The sequence below is a fragment of the Lentzea terrae genome (genome assembly GCF_003265345.1).
Taxonomy (GTDB): domain Bacteria; phylum Actinomycetota; class Actinomycetes; order Mycobacteriales; family Pseudonocardiaceae; genus Lentzea; species Lentzea terrae.
This window is the reverse complement of the sequence record NZ_QFWW01000026.1, coordinates 188167-205216: the sequence shown is the minus strand read 5'-3', so window position 1 is coordinate 205216 and position 17050 is coordinate 188167. Positions and strand designations below refer to the sequence as shown.

At 68.8% G+C, this 17050-nt stretch carries 22 protein-coding genes and 1 tRNA gene; 4 read left to right on the top strand and 19 right to left on the bottom strand.

Translation table 11 applies throughout. The features are described from left to right. Positions 1-97: 97 nt before the first annotated feature. The 11 genes from DI276_RS32585 to DI276_RS32535 all read right to left on the bottom strand — a co-directional run bounded on the left by DI276_RS32585 (position 98) and on the right by DI276_RS32535 (position 6907). A complete protein-coding gene (locus DI276_RS32585; protein WP_112270516.1) occupies positions 98-316 on the bottom strand; it encodes a hypothetical protein in 219 nt (72 codons plus the stop codon). A gap of 107 nt (positions 317-423) precedes the next feature. After that, on the bottom strand, positions 424-756 hold the full coding sequence (locus DI276_RS32580; RefSeq protein ID WP_112270514.1) for a DUF4383 domain-containing protein: 333 nt from the start codon (positions 754-756) through the stop codon (positions 424-426). Further along, entirely contained in the window at positions 753-1100 is a 348-nt protein-coding gene (locus DI276_RS32575) for a hypothetical protein (protein ID WP_112270512.1), read from the bottom strand. Before DI276_RS32575 ends, DI276_RS32580 begins: the two co-directional genes overlap by 4 nt. Before the next feature lie 75 nt (positions 1101-1175). After that, positions 1176-1550, bottom strand: coding sequence for a cupin domain-containing protein (locus tag DI276_RS32570; RefSeq protein WP_112270510.1), 375 nt, complete (start codon positions 1548-1550; stop codon positions 1176-1178). Between the two features lie 84 nt (positions 1551-1634). Beyond that, positions 1635-2369, bottom strand: a complete 735-nt coding sequence (locus DI276_RS32565; protein ID WP_157985082.1) for a hypothetical protein — start codon at positions 2367-2369, stop codon at positions 1635-1637. Between the two features lie 142 nt (positions 2370-2511). After that, positions 2512-2988, bottom strand: a complete 477-nt coding sequence (locus tag DI276_RS32560; protein ID WP_157985081.1) for a hypothetical protein — start codon at positions 2986-2988, stop codon at positions 2512-2514. Positions 2989-3134: 146 nt separating this feature from the next. Continuing rightward, positions 3135-3207, bottom strand: a tRNA-Ala gene (locus tag DI276_RS32555). A 59-nt stretch (positions 3208-3266) separates the two neighbouring features. Next, a complete protein-coding gene (gene sepX, locus DI276_RS32550) occupies positions 3267-3977 on the bottom strand; it encodes a divisome protein SepX/GlpR (RefSeq protein ID WP_112270504.1) in 711 nt (236 codons plus the stop codon). Between the two features lie 155 nt (positions 3978-4132). After that, on the bottom strand, positions 4133-4786 hold the full coding sequence (locus DI276_RS32545) for a GNAT family N-acetyltransferase (RefSeq protein ID WP_112270501.1): 654 nt from the start codon (positions 4784-4786) through the stop codon (positions 4133-4135). Then, on the bottom strand, positions 4783-6006 hold the full coding sequence (gene glp, locus DI276_RS32540) for a molybdotransferase-like divisome protein Glp (RefSeq protein WP_112270498.1): 1224 nt from the start codon (positions 6004-6006) through the stop codon (positions 4783-4785). Before glp ends, DI276_RS32545 begins: the two co-directional genes overlap by 4 nt. Positions 6007-6022: 16 nt before the next feature. Then, positions 6023-6907 carry a UTP--glucose-1-phosphate uridylyltransferase gene (locus tag DI276_RS32535; protein WP_112270496.1) on the bottom strand — a complete coding sequence of 295 codons (885 nt, stop codon included), beginning with the start codon at positions 6905-6907 and terminating at the stop codon, positions 6023-6025. A 39-nt stretch (positions 6908-6946) separates the two neighbouring features. Between DI276_RS32535 and DI276_RS32530 the strand changes: the two genes are divergently transcribed. The 4 genes from DI276_RS32530 to mscL all read left to right on the top strand — a co-directional run bounded on the left by DI276_RS32530 (position 6947) and on the right by mscL (position 8977). Next, a complete protein-coding gene (locus DI276_RS32530) occupies positions 6947-7513 on the top strand; it encodes a 5-formyltetrahydrofolate cyclo-ligase (protein WP_112270494.1) in 567 nt (188 codons plus the stop codon). A 94-nt stretch (positions 7514-7607) separates the two neighbouring features. Continuing rightward, positions 7608-7904: an FmdB family zinc ribbon protein gene (locus tag DI276_RS32525; RefSeq protein WP_112270492.1), complete on the top strand. Its 297-nt coding sequence runs from the start codon at positions 7608-7610 to the stop codon at positions 7902-7904. Positions 7905-7976: 72 nt separating this feature from the next. Then, positions 7977-8531, top strand: a complete 555-nt coding sequence (locus tag DI276_RS53115) for an SAF domain-containing protein (RefSeq protein ID WP_157985080.1) — start codon at positions 7977-7979, stop codon at positions 8529-8531. After that, positions 8531-8977, top strand: coding sequence for a large-conductance mechanosensitive channel protein MscL (mscL, locus tag DI276_RS32515; RefSeq protein WP_112270488.1), 447 nt, complete (start codon positions 8531-8533; stop codon positions 8975-8977). Before DI276_RS53115 ends, mscL begins: the two co-directional genes overlap by 1 nt. Before the next feature lie 136 nt (positions 8978-9113). Here the strand turns inward: mscL and DI276_RS32510 are convergent, their stop codons facing one another. The 8 genes from DI276_RS32510 to DI276_RS32475 all read right to left on the bottom strand — a co-directional run bounded on the left by DI276_RS32510 (position 9114) and on the right by DI276_RS32475 (position 16963). Beyond that, positions 9114-9296 carry a hypothetical protein gene (locus tag DI276_RS32510; RefSeq protein ID WP_112271388.1) on the bottom strand — a complete coding sequence of 61 codons (183 nt, stop codon included), beginning with the start codon at positions 9294-9296 and terminating at the stop codon, positions 9114-9116. Then, a complete protein-coding gene (locus DI276_RS32505) occupies positions 9283-9783 on the bottom strand; it encodes a MogA/MoaB family molybdenum cofactor biosynthesis protein (RefSeq protein ID WP_045311897.1) in 501 nt (166 codons plus the stop codon). Before DI276_RS32505 ends, DI276_RS32510 begins: the two co-directional genes overlap by 14 nt. Positions 9784-9788: 5 nt before the next feature. Continuing rightward, positions 9789-10688, bottom strand: a complete 900-nt coding sequence (locus tag DI276_RS32500; protein ID WP_112270486.1) for a sensor histidine kinase — start codon at positions 10686-10688, stop codon at positions 9789-9791. Continuing rightward, positions 10673-11359 (bottom strand): response regulator transcription factor, encoded by a 687-nt coding sequence (locus DI276_RS32495; RefSeq protein WP_112270484.1) that lies wholly within the window; start codon positions 11357-11359, stop codon positions 10673-10675. Before DI276_RS32495 ends, DI276_RS32500 begins: the two co-directional genes overlap by 16 nt. A gap of 171 nt (positions 11360-11530) precedes the next feature. Beyond that, positions 11531-13036: a S1C family serine protease gene (locus DI276_RS32490; RefSeq protein ID WP_112270482.1), complete on the bottom strand. Its 1506-nt coding sequence runs from the start codon at positions 13034-13036 to the stop codon at positions 11531-11533. A 66-nt stretch (positions 13037-13102) separates the two neighbouring features. After that, positions 13103-14185, bottom strand: a complete 1083-nt coding sequence (galT, locus tag DI276_RS32485; RefSeq protein ID WP_112270480.1) for a galactose-1-phosphate uridylyltransferase — start codon at positions 14183-14185, stop codon at positions 13103-13105. Next, on the bottom strand, positions 14182-14979 hold the full coding sequence (locus DI276_RS32480) for a DeoR/GlpR family DNA-binding transcription regulator (RefSeq protein ID WP_112270477.1): 798 nt from the start codon (positions 14977-14979) through the stop codon (positions 14182-14184). Before DI276_RS32480 ends, galT begins: the two co-directional genes overlap by 4 nt. Position 14980: 1 nt before the next feature. Next, positions 14981-16963: a beta-galactosidase gene (locus DI276_RS32475; protein ID WP_198681043.1), complete on the bottom strand. Its 1983-nt coding sequence runs from the start codon at positions 16961-16963 to the stop codon at positions 14981-14983. Between the last annotated feature and the right edge of the window lie 87 nt (positions 16964-17050).

Here is a 17050-nt window from a genome sequence, read left to right as displayed (position 1 = left end):
CAGCTCCGCCGGAGGTGACGGCCACGAGTAATAACGCGGCGGCCACTGATCTCACGTGGAGAAAGTTATTGGCGGCCGCCGCGTTCCTCACCGAACTTCACCCCACAGATGGGTGAGTGCGGAACACGTTGTGCGCCAGGTGACCGCGGCGGATGTCGGTGTTCGCCGCGATGACGTCGCCGAGGGTCCGGGGTGGTCGATGCCGTAGCGGGCCTTGATGGTGCGGGGTGCCGTCGTACACCGCCCAGCCGTCGAGGTACGAGCTGACGATGTTCTTTTGCTCGTACGTGCCTTCGACAACATCGCTGCGCCGCATGGGAATCGAGCCAGGTCGTTGCGCACGGACTCCATCGGCGCGGGAGCGATCCGCAGGTACGCCTCGCCGGCGGTACCCAGTCCAGCTGGGCGCGCGCGGTATTCCCACTATGACAGCAGGCGGCCAGAGAACAGACCCGCCAGGAGCACGACCGATCCGAGCACGACGTGGAACACGTGATCGCCCGTCATCAGGTGCAACGGCCCGACGTGCAGCTCTCCTAAGGCCAACCCGACCGCACCGAGCGTCAGGTACGCACCGCCGAACACCACGGCGAACGCCCGCGCCTTTGTGGTGAACCCGAAACCGAGCGCCGCGAGCCCCGACACGAGATGAATGCTGTTGTGCGCGAAATCCGCGCTGTCCCCGGCCACGAACGTCACCACGCCCGCGACCGTGAACAGCACCCCCAGCACGCGGCACGTCCAGACCGCGATCATCGCCGCACCAAGGCGACGCCCGCCGCAACCGTCGCGACGACCACCGCGATCATCTGAACCCACAACCCGATCGAGCCGCCCACCCCGCCCGGCAGCCCCGTGTCGGTGAGCCGCGCGGCGTCACCGCTCGCGAACAGCCCCACCGTGAGGAACAGGCCCGCGATCACCGCCAGCGCGGGCGTCCACCGCCACCGTCCGAAGTAGACGAACGCCGCCGGTACCAACTGGATGAAGAAAACAGGTGGCACCGGTGGAAAGTTCACGCCTGCCACGATCTGAGCCACCACGCCGGCCGTCGCCACCAGCAACGCCGACACCGTCACCTTCGCCGCAACCTTGTCCATACGACGAAGCGTGCTCCGCTCACCCGGTCAGGTCGTCAACGTCGACCGGTATCCGAGCTACGCAGCTGAACGTACTCAGTGGTGATCGTGGTCGTGCTCCAACGCGAACGGCTGGTAGATGTAGAACATCGTGACTGGCTCATCGCCGGCAACGGTCTCGTGGTCAACACCCGGCGGCACGAACGCGTACGAACCCGCACCCGCGTCAACACCACCGATGCTCACCGTTCCGTTGATGACCCACGTGTGCTGCGTCGCCGACGGATGGTTGTGGCTGACGTCGCGCGCACCCGGTGCCATCTGGATCAGACCGACGATGGTGTCGCCGTTGGGAGACTTCCACAGCAGCTTGTTCTGCAGCCGTTCGTCGCCGTGCAGCGGGAACGACTTCATCTGCTCAAGGGCTTCAGCGGACAGGACCGTAACTTTGTCCTGCGGCGCGTCGCTCATGGGGCACAGCCTTTCGGGAGCCGAACGGGCTTACGGCCGTTATATAGCCGAACGAGCCGCCCACATTACGGTGGGCGGCCCGGTTCAGCTGCACTTGGCTTCGGCGTTGAACAGCACGAACGTGTCGAGCTTCCCGTCGGTGAAGCGGAAGCTCAGCACCACACCCCACTGGTCGGGCACCGGCACGTCGAGCGTCTTGTCGTCCTTCTGCGCCGCGCTCGGGAAAGCCGCCTTGACCTGGTCGACCGTGGCCCCCTTGCCGACGTCCTTGGCAGCCGTGACACCCGGCGGCGGCACCATCAACCGGATCCTGTCCCCGGCGAACAACACGCCACCGTTGGCCTCGCGCGCCGCGGCCCGCTTGGCGATCCGCTCCGTGGACTGCGCGATCAACTCGGTCGCCTTGGCGCTCAATTCGGCGGACTTGGCGAGCTTCTCCGCGTGTGCCGCATACGCCGCAGCACCCGCGTTCACCCCCGGTGCCACCCCAACCGCTGCCTCAGCCTCGTCCGCAGCCTTCTGCGCGGCCGCGAGCTTCTGCTCGATCTCGGCCTCCGCGGCCAACTCCGCGGCGTCCGGCTGCGGCGCGCCCTGGTACCGGTAGTCCTCGCAGCTACCGGACTTGCCCGCACCCGTGGCCGCGAGCTCACCGGTGGCGAGTGCGTCCTGTTTGGACATACCGGGCTTCAGCTTTCCGTAGCCCGTGACGTCGAAGTGCTTATCCTGCTTGGACGGCTGCCCTTCCCCGGTGGTGCAGCCGGCGGCGGCAAGTGCGGCCGCCACGACGAATACCGCTTTCAATCCCCCAGTGTTGTTCACGCGCACAAGGTATCGGGCGCAACGGCGACCGCCGAACGGGTTTTCACATCCTCCGATCCCGTTCCCGCCACCTGTGACCGGCACACGGGCGCTGTCGCCCGCCGTGAGCCGCGCGCCGCGCCAGCACAGGGCCACCGGCCGGTCACTGGTCCGGAGGACGTACCCAGGGTGCCAGGCGCTGCCCCTGCTCCAGATCACCACGCCAGTGTCGAAAGACCGTCCCCTGAACCACTTCGACGCTGCCGGCGGCGATCAAGCACGTCGCCGGTTCTGGTCCGCCGGCGTCGGCCTCGAAGACGACCAGAAGCTGCGGCGCCTCGCCGAGCTGTCGGGTCACCGCGACGAGCTCATCGGGCTTCGGCGCGCGGAAGACGGGATCCTGGAAGGCAGTCGGGCAGCAGACCAGAACTGGATCCCGGAAGACCAACTCCATGCCGTGGTGGTACGTCAGGTCGTACCCAGCACCCAAACGCAGTTCCCCGGGGTTGTACGAGACCACGTCCCAGTCCCACCACGACCCCTGCGGCAGTTCGATGGATGCGGTCACTTTCCGACCTCGCTGAAATGACATGAAGCACACGTCGCCGACCTCGCGTAAACCTACGCCGTCCAGCACCACCGTCGCCCCGCATTTACAGCTTCTCCGCGCCCACCAAGCGGTCGACGCCGGGTCGCATGTGGACCCGCTTCGCGGCAAATGCAGAAGAGGCGTGGACCGATACCGGTCCACGCCTCTTCCGAGAGCTAGTACATGTAGTTCTTAAGTGGAGCTGAGGGGAATCGAACCCCTGACCTTCTCGATGCGAACGAGACGCGCTACCAACTGTGCTACAGCCCCTTGCGGTGTTACGAGAGAACTATAGCAGGGCCAGAGGGGGGTGTTTTCACCACCCCCTCCTATGCCCCCACCGCACCTCGGTACCGCAGCGACTCGAGACCCTCCAACTCGACGAACACCGGGTCCTCGTCGTCGGAGTCGACCGGGATCGTGCCCGGACGCACGTGGTGCTCGTAGCGCGGCAACGGTGGCAGCGCCGGCTTGTCCTCGATGACCTCGACCTGGGTGGTCTCGGCTTCCTCGACAACCGGAGCAGCGGCAACGGGAGCCTCGGCCACCTGCGGCTGCGGGCCCGTCGCGCGGCGGCGGCGCACCTGCTGCAGGCGGGCGAGCCGGCGGGCGCGGATCTCCTCTTCGATCCGCACCTGGCGGCGCAGGTAGGTCAGGTAGCCCACGAGCAGGAGGTCCAGGCCTGCGTGGCCGTACCACAGCGGCGGGTAGAAAACGCCGGCGACGACGCCCGTGGCGACGGCGGCGACCAGCAGGAATGCCACGACTCTGCGGCGGAACGCGTACTTCGCCTGCGCCACCAGCGCCGCGGTTTCCGGGTCGTAGCCACCGCGGCCGCGCCGGAACGGGCGTTCGACGTACTCCTCCTCGTCGAAGTAGGCGTCGTCGATGTCGTGGATGTCGTCGTACTCGGCGTCGGGCATGGCGTCGTACTCCTCCCCCACGCTGCGCGCACTCTCCAGGCGCTTGCGGGCCATCATGGGGACGAGGACCACCAGCCACGCCACGACCAGCGCAACGATGATCAGCGAACTCGGCATTCCCCGTTCACCTCCCCCGGCCCACGCGTGGTGCTGTCACCACGCTAGTCACAACAGTCACACCAGTGTCGGAGGCTCGCCGAACCCGGTACGTACCAAAGTGTGGCGTATCACCCACTTTTGGGTGAAGCGATTAGAACAAACGGACGCAGGCGTCAGGGAAGACGGGCCTCTCCGCGTGCGACCAAACGGCGCACTAGGCCATCCGGGACCTCTTCGGCGGTGAGCGCGAAGCAGAGGTGGTCGCGCCACTGGCCGGCCACATCCAGATAACGCTTGAAGAGGCCTTCCTCGCGATATCCGGATTTGGCGAGCACGCGAAGTGAGGCCGCGTTCTCGGGACGGACTGTCGCTTCGAGCCGGTGCAGACCAGCGTCGCGGAAAGCGTGATCGGTGAGCAACGCCACGGCAGCCGTTGCGACGCCGCCGCCCGCCCGATCAGCGGCCACCCAGTAGCCGATCCAGGCGGACAGCAGCGAGCCGCGCACGATGTTGCCGACGGTGATCTGACCGGCGACCTCGCCGTCCACCAGGATCATGAACGGCAGCGTGGTGCCGCGTCTGGCCATGGCGCGCAGCGACGACCACTGGGCGGGCCAGGAGAGCGTCGCGTTGCGCTCGTCCCAGCCCTCTGGCGCGGTCGGTTCCCACTGCTCCAGGTAGTCGCGGTCGCGGATGCGCAGCCGCGACCACTTGCCGCCGTCGAAGAGGCGTGGCCCGCGCAGCACGACAGTGCCCGCGCGCACCTCGACGGGCCCCAGCCGGGCCGGCCAGCCGGGGTGCCTACCGAGATCGGCGAAGACGCTCATCCACGTTGCGCTAGGAAGCTGACCAGCACCTCTTCGCCGACCGATACCTCCGTGACGTCCTCGTCCACCATGATCAGGCAGTTGGCCTCCGCCAGTGACGCGAGCAGGTGCGCCCCGGACGTGCCGAGCGGCTGCACCAGGTACTCGCCGTTGTCCGCGTCGCGCAGCAGCTGACCGCGCAGGAAGCCGCGGCGGCCCTTCGTCGACGACAGCGGCGACAGCAGCCGGGCCGACACCGCGCGGCGGTACGGGTTCTTCTTGCCGAGCGCGGCCCTGATCAGCGGCCTGACCAGCACCTCGAACACCACCAGCGCGCTCATCGGGTTCGCCGGCAACAGGAACGTCGGCACGGCGTCCGGGCCGAGCCGGCCGAAGCCCTGCGCGGAGCCGGGGTGCATGGCGATCCGGGTGACGTCCACGTCGCCGAGGTCGGCCAGCGCGGCCTTGACCTCGTCACCGATCGCGCCGCCCACGCCACCGGCGATGACGACGATCTCGGAGAGCAGCAACCGGCCCTCGACGACCTCGCGCAGCCGGCGCGGGTCGGCGGACATGATGCCGACCCGGCTGACCTCGGCCCCCGCGTCCCGTGCGGCGGCGGCCAGCGCGTACGAGTTCACGTCGTAGACCTGGCCCTGACCGGGCGTGCGGTCGACGTCGACCAGCTCCTCGCCGAGCGAGATCACCGACACCCGCGGGCGCGGGTGGACGAGCACCTTGTTGCGTCCGACGGCGGCCAGCAGGCCCACCTGAGCAGCACCGATGGACGCGCCGCGACGCACGGCGACATCGCCCGTCTGCACGTCCTCGCCGGTGCGGCGGACGAACCCGGCGGACGGCACGCTGCGGTTGACCGTCACCTTCGCGTGGTGGCCGTCGGTGTAGCCGAGCGGCACGACCGCGTCGGCGAGCGTGGGCAGCGGCGCGCCGGTCGCGACCCGCACCGCCTGGCCGGGCTGCAGCCGGCGCGGCTGCCGGGAGCCGGCCGGGATCTCGCCCACGACCGGCAGCTGCACCGGGTTCGCGTTCGCCCCGGACACGTCGACGCTGCGCACCGCGTAGCCGTCCACCGCGGCCTGGTCGAAGCCGGGCAACGCGCGTTCCGCCACGACCTCTTCAGCGCAGAGCAGGCCCTGCGACTCCGAGATCGCCACCCGCACGGGAGCAGGCCGCACCGCGGCCGCGATCACCCGAGCGAGCTGCTCGTCCACTGACCTCATGTCTTGGTCCTCGCGCTCAGGAGTTGTCGAGGCGTTCCCGCAACCACTCGCGCAGATCGGGTCCGTACTCCGGGGTCTTGAGTGCGAAGTCAACCGCAGCGCGCAGGAAACCGGCGGGATTGCCGAGATCGTGTCGCCCACCGCGGTGCACCACGACGTGCACGGGGTGCCCCTCGTTGATCAACAGCGCGATGGCGTCGGTGAGCTGCAGCTCGCCGCCGGCACCAGGGGTGATGCGCTTGAGCGCGTCGAAGATCGCCCGGTCGAGGAGGTAGCGGCCGGCGGCGGCGAACGTCGACGGCGCGTCCTCCGGCTTGGGCTTCTCGACCATGCCGACGACCTGCTTCACGTCGTCGCTGCCGGTGTCGCGGACGTCGAACACGCCGTACGCGGAGATCTGCTCACGCGGGATGTCGAACGCCAGCAGGACGCTGCCGCCCTTCTCCTCGCGGACCTTCGCCATCTTCTGGAGGGCGTCGTTCGGCTCGACGATGTCGTCCGGCAGCAGCACCGCCACGGCCTCGTCGTCGCCGGTCAGGTTGCCCTCGGCGCACCCGACGGCGTGGCCGAGCCCCAGGGCCTCCTGCTGGATCGCGGTCTCGGCCTTGATCAGCTGGGGCGCGCGGCGGATCTTCTCGACCAGGTCGAACTTGCCGCGGTCGGTCAGCTTCTGCTCGAGCTCGGGGTTCGCGTCGAAGTAGGCCGCGACCGACGCCTTCTCCGGCGAGGTGACGATGACCAGCCTCTTCGCGCCGGCCTCTGCGGCTTCCCTGGCCACGTACTCGATCGCCGGCGTGTCGACCAGCGGGAGCAACTCCTTCGGCACGGCCTTGGTCGTGGGGAGGAAACGCGTGCCCAGTCCGGCCGCGGGCACGATAGCGGTGTAAAAGGCGCTGCTCATGGGCTGCGATGCTAACGACATATCGGGGGATACCCATACATGACGTCTGATCTTCGTGACCAGAAGGCCACTCTGCGTTCACGGTTGTTGGCCGCACGACGCGCGGTCTCGCCGGAGGACCGCGCCCGCGAGGCCGCCGCGTTGGCCGCGCACGTCGCCGCGTTGGACATCAGTCCCGATCAGACGGTGTGCGCGTACCTGCCGGTCGGGTCGGAGCCCGGCGACGCGTCGTGGCTCGACGGCCTGCGGTGCCGGGTGCTGCTCCCGATCGTGACGGGCGACTCACCGCTCGACTGGGCGGTCCACACCGGACCGGACGGGCTGGCTCCCGCCGCGTTCCGGCTGCTCGAGCCGACCGGACCCCGGCTCGGTCCCTCGGCCATCACTGGAGCCTCGCTGGTGCTGGTGCCCGCGCTGGCGGTGTCGGTGACCGGCGTGCGGCTCGGCAAGGGGCAGGGGCACTACGACCGCTCGTTGCCGCTGGTCAACGCGCCGCTGGTGGCCGTCGTGCGGGATTCAGAGGTGCTGGAGGAGGTGCCCGCGGAGGCTCACGACGTGCGGATGAACGGCGTGCTGACGCCCTCGGTGGGGCTGCGGTGGCTGTGACATTGACCTGGGGTGTTTGCGCTCGGGGAAGATCCTGTCGCAAAATCGTGTTGGCACTCACAACGGTCGAGTGCCAGATCTAGGAGCGAACCCAGTGCCTACGTACCAGTACGCCTGCACCGCGTGTGAGCACCGGTTCGAGGCGGTGCAGTCGTTCAGCGACGCCTCCCTCACCGAGTGCCCGGAGTGCTCGGGCAAGCTGCGCAAGCTCTTCGGCGCCGTCGGTGTCGTCTTCAAGGGCAGCGGTTTCTACCGCACGGACAGCCGCTCGGGCTCGTCCAAGAGCACGTCGACGACAACCGCGTCCACGACCACCTCGTCGGACAAGAAGTCGGACAAGAAGTCGGACTCGAAGCCCGCGAGCAGCGCCCCGGCGGCTGCGGCCAGCTGAAGATCGCGAGTTGTCCACAACTTGGGCGTGAGCCCGGTTTGCCATGCCCCTGACGGCTCTACCGTCAGGGGCATGACTCTTTCCAGCACCCGTTTCGACCGGGTCCGTGCTCTCCTTCGCCGCCGTCCTCCTGTTGCGTGGCGCCGATTTCTGGCTCTGGGCCTGGCTTTGCTAGCCGTGTCCCTGGCCTTCTGGCCTGATGTGGGGCATCGCACCGTCGTTGCCGCACGCGACCTGCCGGCCGGCATGCCGCTGTCGTCGTCCGACGTCCGGCTGGTGTCGTTGACCGCGCCGGTTTCCGGTTCGTTCTCCGGTGTCGACGCCGTGGTGGGGCGGACGCTGGGCGGTGCGGCGCGTGCGGGCGTTCCGCTGACGGACTTCGATCTCGCCGGCGCGTCAGGAGATCTGGCCTCGGTGGCCGTGCGGGTGGCTGACCAGGGCCTGGCCGACGTGGTGCGGATGGGCGACCGGGTCGACGTGGTGTCCGCGTCGGCAGAGCTGTTGGCCGAGAACGCATCCGTGCGTGAGACGCGAGGGCAAGTCGTTGTGCTCACGTTGCCGAGACTTAATGCAACTCGCGTGGCCGCGATGTCACTGGACCATGCTTTAGCCGTTACTCTCCGCTGATGCTGAAGGGTTTCAAGGACTTCCTGATGCGCGGAAACGTCGTCGACCTGGCTGTCGCCGTGGTCATCGGCACGGCGTTCACCGCGATCGTCACCGCGTTCACCACGAGCCTCATCAAGCCGCTCATCGCCTCGCTCGGCAACACCGAGACGAAGGGCCTCGGCTTCTACCTCCGACCAGGCAAGGAGGACACGTACCTCGACTTCAGCAACGTCATCAACGCGGCCATCAACTTCGCGATCGTCGCGGCGGTCGTGTACTTCGTGCTGGTGTTGCCGATCAAGAAGATCCAGGAGCGCCGCAAGCGGGGTGAGGAGGCCGGCCCGGCCGAGCCCACCGAGGTCGAGGTCCTGAAGGAGATCCGCGACCTGCTCACGGCTCAGCGGAACGGCCAGAACCACCAGACGGTCGTGCGGTCGACCGACGTGCGCAACCCGAAGGTCTGAGGGGCAAGGCGCGCGTCCTCACCAGTGAGCGCCGCGCGCCTTCTCCTGGCAGGTTCCTTCGACCCAGCGCACGAGGTAGCCGCTCGTGCCCGCAGCACCGCACGCCAGGTCGTGCTGAGCAACGCGACCCGGTGCCCTATCCGCCGTGGTGCGGTGGCCGGTTCTCGCGGTACCAGTCGTCGCGGTCGCCCTCGGGGGCTGCGCCGCGCTCGTCCGTCGTGGTCTCCGGCAGGACCTCGCCGAACACCTCAGCGAGCCGACGACGGCGCTTCAGAGCAGCGTCGTCGTCGGCCGGCTTCGGCGAATCATTCTTCGTCAAGACCACTCAGCTGCTCGATGACGTAGGGCACCAACGCCGACAGCGTCGCCATGCCGTCGCGAACAGCGGACCGCGAGCCCGCGAGGTTCACGACGAGCGTGCTGCCGGAGACGCCCACGAGACCGCGCGAGATGCCCGCGTCGACCGCGCCCGCGGCGAGACCGGAGGCGCGGAGTGCCTCGGCGATGCCGTGGATGGGACGGTCCAGCACGCCCTGCGTGGCGTCGGGGGTGACATCGCGCGGCGACACGCCTGTGCCGCCGACGGTGACCACGAGGTCGACGCCACCGATGACGGCCGTGTTGAGCGCGGCCCGGATGTCGACCACCTCACCCTCGACCGCGACGGTGCCGTCGACGATGAAGCCCGCTTCTTCGAGCAGTTCGGTGACGAGAGGGCCGGAGTTGTCGTCCTGCTCGCCGTGCGCCACCCGGTCGTCCACGATCACGACCAAAGCGCGGCCAAGGCGCTGCGCGCTGCGTTCCATACCGATCACCGTAGCGGGAGTCGGACTTCGAAGCGGCAGCCAGGACCGTGGTTGTGGACACCGATCCGTCCGGCGTGCGCGTCGACCAGGCCGCGCGCGATCGCGAGACCCAGTCCGGCGCCGGACGGATTGCGGCTCGGAATGGCGCGGAAGCCCACGTCGAACACGTGCGGCAGCACGTCGTCGGGGATGCCGCCGCACGCGTCGTCCACCCGCACCACGGCTTCGGCACCGTCCACATCGACCTGAACGGCGACCCTGCCGCCCTCAGGTGTGTGTCGAATGGCATTCGACACGAGATTGCGGACAACACGCATCAGTTCCGGATCTGAACCGCGGACCACCGGCCACTCACGAGCGTCCGCGCGCAACTCCACGCCCTTCAAAGCAGCCACCGGACGCGAAGCAGCCACCACATCACTCACCACGTCGGCCAGCCGCACGTCGTGCAACCTCAGCTTCAACGCACCGGCCGTGATCCGCGACAGCTCGAACAGGTCGTCCACCAGCTTCGACAGGTGGTCGGCCTCCTGCGCGATCTGCTTCGCGTAGACCGCGACCTCACCCGGCTCGGCGACGACCCCGTCCTCCAACGCCTCGGTCATCGCCCGGATCCCCGCCAACGGCGTGCGCAGGTCGTGACTGATCCACGCCACCAGCTGCCGCCGCGCCGCCTCTGCCTCACGCTCCCACATGGTGCGCCGCGCGATCGCCCGCCCCAGCATGATCGAGAACGGCACGGTGATCACGCCGACCAGCACACACGCTATGAGCGCCGCCCTGAGCATCGGCGTGAACATGAACTGGCCGACCGCGAGCACGCCCCCGATGGTCGCCACCACCGGCACGATGACCATGACGGTCATCACGGTGGTCAGCGATACGCGGCTCAGTCGATCGAACATCGGTCGTACCTGTATCCCACGCCCCACACGGTGCTGAGCCGCACGGGCTTGGCCGGGTCCTTCTCGATCTTCTCCCGCAACCGTCGCACGTGGACGGTCACGGTCGACTGGTCGCCGAACTGCCAGCCCCACACACGTTCCAGCAGCTCGGTCCGCCCGAACGCCTTCCCCGCGTTCGCGATGAAGAACGCCAGCAGGTCGAACTCCCGAGTCGTCAGCTGCAACGGCACCCCGTCCAACGTCGCCGTGTGCGCGGCCACGTCCAGCACCAGGTCCCCGTCGCGCACCACCCGTGGCTCATAGGCGCGGGAAGCCCGCCGCAACACCGAGGACACCCGCAACGCCAGCTCACGCGGGCTGAACGGCTTGGTGACGTAGTCGTCCGCGCCGATCTGCAGCCCGGCGATGCGGTCCTCCTCCTCGCCCAGCGCCGTCAGCATCACGACCGGGGTGTTACCGCGCTGCCGAATCCGCCGGCACACCTCGATCCCGTCGATGCCGGGCAACATCAGGTCCAGCACGACGATGCCCGGCTCGTGCGCGGCCATCAGCTTCAGCGCCGCCTCTCCGTCGCCGGCGAGCTCGACCTCGTACCCGGCGTGTTCGAGGTAGCGGCGCACCACATCTCGCACCGTCGTGTCGTCGTCGACGACCAGCACCCGCTCCACCACGACACCACGCTAAGCCACGAACCCGCACCCGGCCCGGAACCGTCACCAGCACGTAAGAAGGGGCCTCACCTGTGTGCGGGGCAGGTGCGCACAGGTGAGGCCCCTCCAAGGGGTAACCACGTCCGGTTTCTGGCGGGCGGCGGATGCCAGAAACCGGACGTACCCCCCGATCTATCCCACCTCGACGCCGTCGAGGGTGGCTTCCACCGTCCTGTTGTTGTCGGACAGCGTGATCGTGACCTTGTCGCCGGGCGCCTTGGACCGGACCGCGGCCACCAGCGTGTCCGACTGGTCGATGCGGCGGTCACCGAACTTGGTGATCACGTCACCGGCCTTGAGCCCGGCCTTCTCCGCGGCACCGCCCGGCGTGATCTCGGTGATCTTGGCGCCCTCCTCGGTCGACTCGACCTTGACGCCGAGCACGGTCTGCTTGGGCTTGCCGGTCTTCACGATCTCGTCGACCGTGCGGCGGGCCTGGTCCATCGGGATCGCGAAGCCGATGCCGACGGAACCGGCCTGGCCACCGGAGGAGTTCGGGCTGTAGATCGCGGAGTTGATGCCCACGACCTGGCCCTGCATGTTGACCAGCGGACCACCCGAGTTGCCGGGGTTGATCGCGGCGTCGGTCTGGATCGCGTTCAGCACGGTCGCCTGCGAGTTGCGGGCGTCACCGCCGGCCGAGACCGGGCGGTTCAGCGAGCTGACGATGCCGGACGTGACGGTGCCGGAGAGCTCGAACGGCGAGCCGATCGCGACGACGCCCTGGCCGATCTTCATGTCACCGGAGTTGCCGAGCTGAACGACGGGCAGGCCGGAGACGCCGTCGGCCTGGATGACCGCGATGTCCGAGCTCGGGTCGCGGCCGAGGATCTTGGCGGAGGCGTTCCTGCCGTCCTGGAAGACGACCTTGATGTTGCCGCCGGCCGCGGCGCCCTCGATGACGTGGTTGTTCGTCACGATCTGGCCGTTGCTGGAGATGATGAAGCCGGAGCCCTCGCCGGCGCCGGTCCGCGTCACGACCTGGATCTGCACGACGGACGGCAGCAGCTTGTTCGCCACCTCCTCGACCGAGCCCGCGGGGGCGTTGCTGGCCTGCGAGGCGGGGCGCGGCGAGTCGAGCGAGCTGACCGCGGACGAGTCGTTGGCGAACGTGTAGCCGAGATAGCCGCCCAGACCGCCGGAGAGGCCGCCAACGAGCAGCACGAGGGCGGCGACGCCCGCCACGACCTTGCCGCGGCCCTTGGGGCGCGGAGGGACGGGCGGCGGCTGGTAGCCGGGCGGGAGGTAGTACTGCCCGGTCGACGGCTGCCCAGAAGGTGCCTCGGCGCCGAACTGGGAGGTGGAGGCCCCCAGGCCGAGGGGGTGGCCTGGGGGAAGTTGGCCGGACCCGGAAGGAGGTAGCTGCTGGCCGGGTCCGGACCCGCCGAGCTGCGCCTGGCCCGCGTCAGGTGCGGGCACCTGCGGCTGGGCCGAAGAGAAGGAGGCGGGCACTTCGCCCAACCCGGCAGGAGCCCCGTAGGCCCCAGCCTGGCCGGATCCCCCCTGCAAAGGATCCGGCTGGCCGGGATCCGGCAGCCGCGGGCCCTGCTCCCGCGCGCCGGAGTCGTCGTGACCGGCGGTCGGCGGCACGGAGTGGGGCTGGTCCGGCTGCTGCGCTGGCTGGTTGCTCTCGGTCATGGGCATAGTCTCTCGACCCGTCCTGAGAGAACCCTTAGACCAGCCTTGGAGCTCTGTGAGGGTTGTTCAGCGGCCGCGGAGGCGCTCCGCGATCTGTTCCGGGGTGACGTCGTTGATCCACACGGCCTCGCCGGACTCGGAGCCCGCCAGGTACTTCAGCTTGTCGGCGGTCCGCAGCACCGAGAAGACCTGGAGGTGCAGCCACATCTCGTCGCGCCCGACGTGCACCGGCGCCTGGTGCCACGCCGCGATGTACGGCAACGGCCGGTTGTACAGGGCGTCGAGCCGGTGCAACACCTTCAGGTACAACGAAGCGAAGTCGTCACGCTCCACAGAGGACAGCCCGGCCAGGTCCGCCACCCGGCGACGTGGCGCCAGCACGACCTCGACGGGCCAGCGCGCGGCGGCCGGAACGAAGGCCACCCAGTGCGGGGACTCTTCCACCACACGCGTGCCCGCGCGTAGCTCGGCCTCCAGCACGTCACCGAACAACGGTCTGCCGTGCGCCGCGTAGTACTCCAGCGCGGCCTCCAGCATCCGTTCGGTACGAGGCGTCACGAACGGGTACGCGTAGATCTGGCCGTGCGGGTGCGAGAGCGTCACGCCGATCTCTTCGCCGCGGTTCTCGAACGGGAAGACCTGCTCCACGCCTGGCAACGATGACAAGAACTCGACGCGGTCCGCCCACGCGTCAACGACCGTGCGCACGCGCGACGGCGAAAGCTCACCGAACGACTTGTTGTGGTCGGACGTGAAGCACACGACCTCACAACGCCCACGGCCCGGCGCACGCGCGAACAGCGGTTCGCCATCCACAGTGGACGGAACGTCGAGCACGTTCTGCGCCAGCGACGGGAACCGGTTCTCGAAGACCACGACGTCGTAGTCGGCCTCGGGAATCTCGGTCGGCCGGCCGGGTGTCGACGGGCACAGCGGGCACAGGTCCGCCGGCGGTTTGTACGTCCGCGCCTGGCGATGGGCGGCGAGCGCCACCCACTCGCGGGTCAACGGGTCCAGCCGCACTTCGGACATCGGCTGCGTCGCGGGCAGATCCCGCGTGTCCACCGCGACTCGCGGTGGCGCCTCAGCGCTGTCGTCGAAGTAGATGATCTCCCGGCCGTCCGCCAGCTTCCCCGCGGTACGCCTCACGCCAACTCCTCGCCGCTTCCTGGTACATGCGCCAACACCAACTCGCCGACCTGCTCGGTGAGGATCGCGCGTGCGTCGTCCGGCAGACCTTCGTCGGTCACCAGCACGTGCGCCTCGTCGAGGTCGGCGATCGTGGAAATGCCCACGGTGCCCCACTTCGTGTGGTCTGCGACCACGACCACTCGCCCGGCGGCGTCGACGAGCGCGCGGTCCGTCTCACTCTCGTTGAGGTTCGGGGTGGTGAAGCCGGAGCGCTCGGCCATGCCGTGCACGCCCAGGAACACCACGTCCAAGTGCAGCGACCGCAACGCCTGCACGGCCACGGGACCCACCAACGCGTCGGACGGCGTGCGCACACCACCGGTCAGCACGACCGTGCGGTCGGTGCGCCCGCTCTGCTGCAGCACGTCCGCGACGCGGATCGAGTTCGTCACGACGGTCAGGTCCGGGATGTCGTCGAGGAACCGCGCCAGCGTCCACGTCGTCGTGCCGGCCGACAGCCCGATGGCCGTCCCCGGACGCACGAGTCCCGCGGCGAGCGCGGCGATCGCTTCCTTCTCCGGGAGCTGGCGGACCGACTTGGCCTCGAAACCGGGCTCGTCGGTCGACCGCCCCACGACGGACGTCGCACCGCCGTAAACCTTTTCCACCAGTCCGCGCGAGGCGAGCACGTCGAGGTCCCGGCGCACGGTCATGTCCGAGACGCCGAGCCGGACGACCAGGTCGCTCACGCGCACCGCGCCTGTCCGCTTGACCTCTTCCAGGATCACCGCTTGCCGTTGACGTGCCAGCACCTCACACCTCTTCCCTGAGGACTACGACGTCCCCGGCTCGCACGGTGAGGCGTCCGGAGACCTGCGTGCCGGACAACACGTCGACACCGGACGCCTCGATCTGCGCGTCGGTGTCGGTGTGGTTGACGGCGAAGAGCCACGATACGTCGCCCTTGCGTCGCACAAGCTCAACTCCGGGAGGCGACACCTCAACGCCCGCACTGGAAAGCGCGTTTTCCACCGTTCGGCGGAGACCGCCGCCGTCAAGATCGCACGCCACGTACCAGGCGACACCGTTGCCGAACGCGTTGCGTGTCACGGCGGGCACACCTGGCAACGGCCCGTCGGCATAGGAGGCAACGATGTCAGCGGTCCTGACGTGCAGGTGTTCCGTCCACAGCGAGGCGGTTGAGCCGTCGGTCAGCGAAACGGTTTCGTCTTGCCGCAGCGGGAAGAACTCCTCCGACCACACGCCGAGGACGTCCCGGAACGCGCCGGGGTAGCCGCCCAGTCGCACCCGCGTGTACTCGTCGGCAACACCGGACAAGTACGTGACCAGAACATGACCGCCGCCTGCCACGTAGTCCGCGATCACCGCGGCGTGCGCGTCCGAGACGGTGTAGAACGCCGGCACGACGACCAGCGAGTACGCCGAGAGGTTTGTGCCGGGCGCCACGAAGTCGACCGTGACCCCGGACTCCCACAAAGCCTTGTAGTAGCCGAAGACGTGCTGGTGGTAGTCGAAGTCCTGAGTCGGGTGCGCGTCCTGCCGCAGCGCCCAGCCGGACTGGAAGTCGTACAGGACCGCGACCCGAGCGTCCACAGTGGAGCCGACAACCTCGGTCAACTGCCCGAGCTCCGCACCGACCTGGCACACCTCGCGGTACACCTTCGTCTCGGCTCCGGCGTGCGGCACCATCGCCGAGTGGTAGCGCTCGCCGCCGCCGCGCGACTGCCGCCACTGGAAGAACAGGGCTCCGTCGGCGCCGCGAGCGATGTGCTGGAACGAGTGCCGCCGCATCTCCCCCGGCAGCTTCGCGATGTTGCGCGGTTGCCAGTTCACCGCGGACGTCGAGTGCTCCATCAGCAACCACGGCCGACCGCCGGCCAGTCCGCGCACGAGATCCGCGGACATCGCGAGCTCGACGTGCCGGTCCGGCGACTGGGCCGAGGTGTAGTGGTCGTTGGAGACGAAGTCGACCTCGCGGGCCCACTTCCAGTAGTCCAGCGCGCCGAACGTCCAGTTGGCCATGAAGTTCGTGGTGATCGGCACGTCCGGCGTGATCATCCGCAGCACGTCGCGCTCGGCCTTGTACTGCTCGAGCAGCGCGTCGTTGCTGAACCGGTCGAAGTCGAGCAGCTGACCGGGGTTCGAGTACGTCGGCGTGACGCGCGGCGGCAGGATCTGCGACCAGTCCGTGTAGCCCTGGCTCCAGAACGCCGTGGACCACGCGTCGTTGAGCTGGTCCAGCGTGTAGCGCGCGGCTAACCACTCGCGGAACGACGCCGCGCACGTGTCGCAGTAGCAGCGCGAGACGTGGCAGCCGTACTCGTTGCCGACGTGCCACGCGGCCAGCGCCGGGTGGTCCTTGTAGTGCGTGGCCATGGCTCCGGCCAGCGCCGTTGCGCGATCGCGGTAGATCGGCGACGACGGGCAGTAGGCCTGTCGAGAGCCGTGCGAGAGCCGCACGCCGTCCGCACGGACGGGCAGCATCTCGGGGTACTGGGCGGTGAGCCACGGCGGAGGCGCCGCGGTGGCAGTCGCGAGGTCGACCCGGATGCCGCCGTCGTGCAGCAGGTCGAGCACCCGGTCGAGCCAGTCGAACCGGTACTCACCCTTGCTGACCTCGATCTTCGCCCAGCTGAAGATCCCCACGCTGACCAGGTTCACGCCGGCCCTGCGCATGAGCTCGACGTCCTCGGCCCACACGTGTTCAGGCCACTGCTCAGGGTTGTAGTCAGCACCCCAGCCGAGCCCCGGCATGCCTGTTGGCCAAGTCGTCACGGCGGCAAGAGTGGACGACAAACCCCCACAACGTCAACACAAGCAAACAACACTTCGCGTTTGGCTCTGTTCGGCGGTTGACCGGCA

Coding starts and splice junctions, on each gene's coding strand:
- DI276_RS32585 (WP_112270516.1), bottom strand. CDS start 316: ATGCGGCGCAGCGATGTTGTCGAAGGCACGTACGAGCAAAAGAACATC.
- DI276_RS32580 (WP_112270514.1), bottom strand. CDS start 756: ATGATCGCGGTCTGGACGTGCCGCGTGCTGGGGGTGCTGTTCACGGTC.
- DI276_RS32575 (WP_112270512.1), bottom strand. CDS start 1,100: ATGGACAAGGTTGCGGCGAAGGTGACGGTGTCGGCGTTGCTGGTGGCG.
- DI276_RS32570 (WP_112270510.1), bottom strand. CDS start 1,550: ATGAGCGACGCGCCGCAGGACAAAGTTACGGTCCTGTCCGCTGAAGCC.
- sepX (WP_112270504.1), bottom strand. CDS start 3,977: ATGCCGAGTTCGCTGATCATCGTTGCGCTGGTCGTGGCGTGGCTGGTG.
- DI276_RS32545 (WP_112270501.1), bottom strand. CDS start 4,786: ATGAGCGTCTTCGCCGATCTCGGTAGGCACCCCGGCTGGCCGGCCCGG.
- glp (WP_112270498.1), bottom strand. CDS start 6,006: ATGAGGTCAGTGGACGAGCAGCTCGCTCGGGTGATCGCGGCCGCGGTG.
- DI276_RS32535 (WP_112270496.1), bottom strand. CDS start 6,907: ATGAGCAGCGCCTTTTACACCGCTATCGTGCCCGCGGCCGGACTGGGC.
- DI276_RS32530 (WP_112270494.1), top strand. CDS start 6,947: ATGACGTCTGATCTTCGTGACCAGAAGGCCACTCTGCGTTCACGGTTG.
- DI276_RS53115 (WP_157985080.1), top strand. CDS start 7,977: ATGACTCTTTCCAGCACCCGTTTCGACCGGGTCCGTGCTCTCCTTCGC.
- mscL (WP_112270488.1), top strand. CDS start 8,531: ATGCTGAAGGGTTTCAAGGACTTCCTGATGCGCGGAAACGTCGTCGAC.
- DI276_RS32505 (WP_045311897.1), bottom strand. CDS start 9,783: ATGGAACGCAGCGCGCAGCGCCTTGGCCGCGCTTTGGTCGTGATCGTG.
- DI276_RS32500 (WP_112270486.1), bottom strand. CDS start 10,688: ATGTTCGATCGACTGAGCCGCGTATCGCTGACCACCGTGATGACCGTC.
- DI276_RS32490 (WP_112270482.1), bottom strand. CDS start 13,036: ATGACCGAGAGCAACCAGCCAGCGCAGCAGCCGGACCAGCCCCACTCC.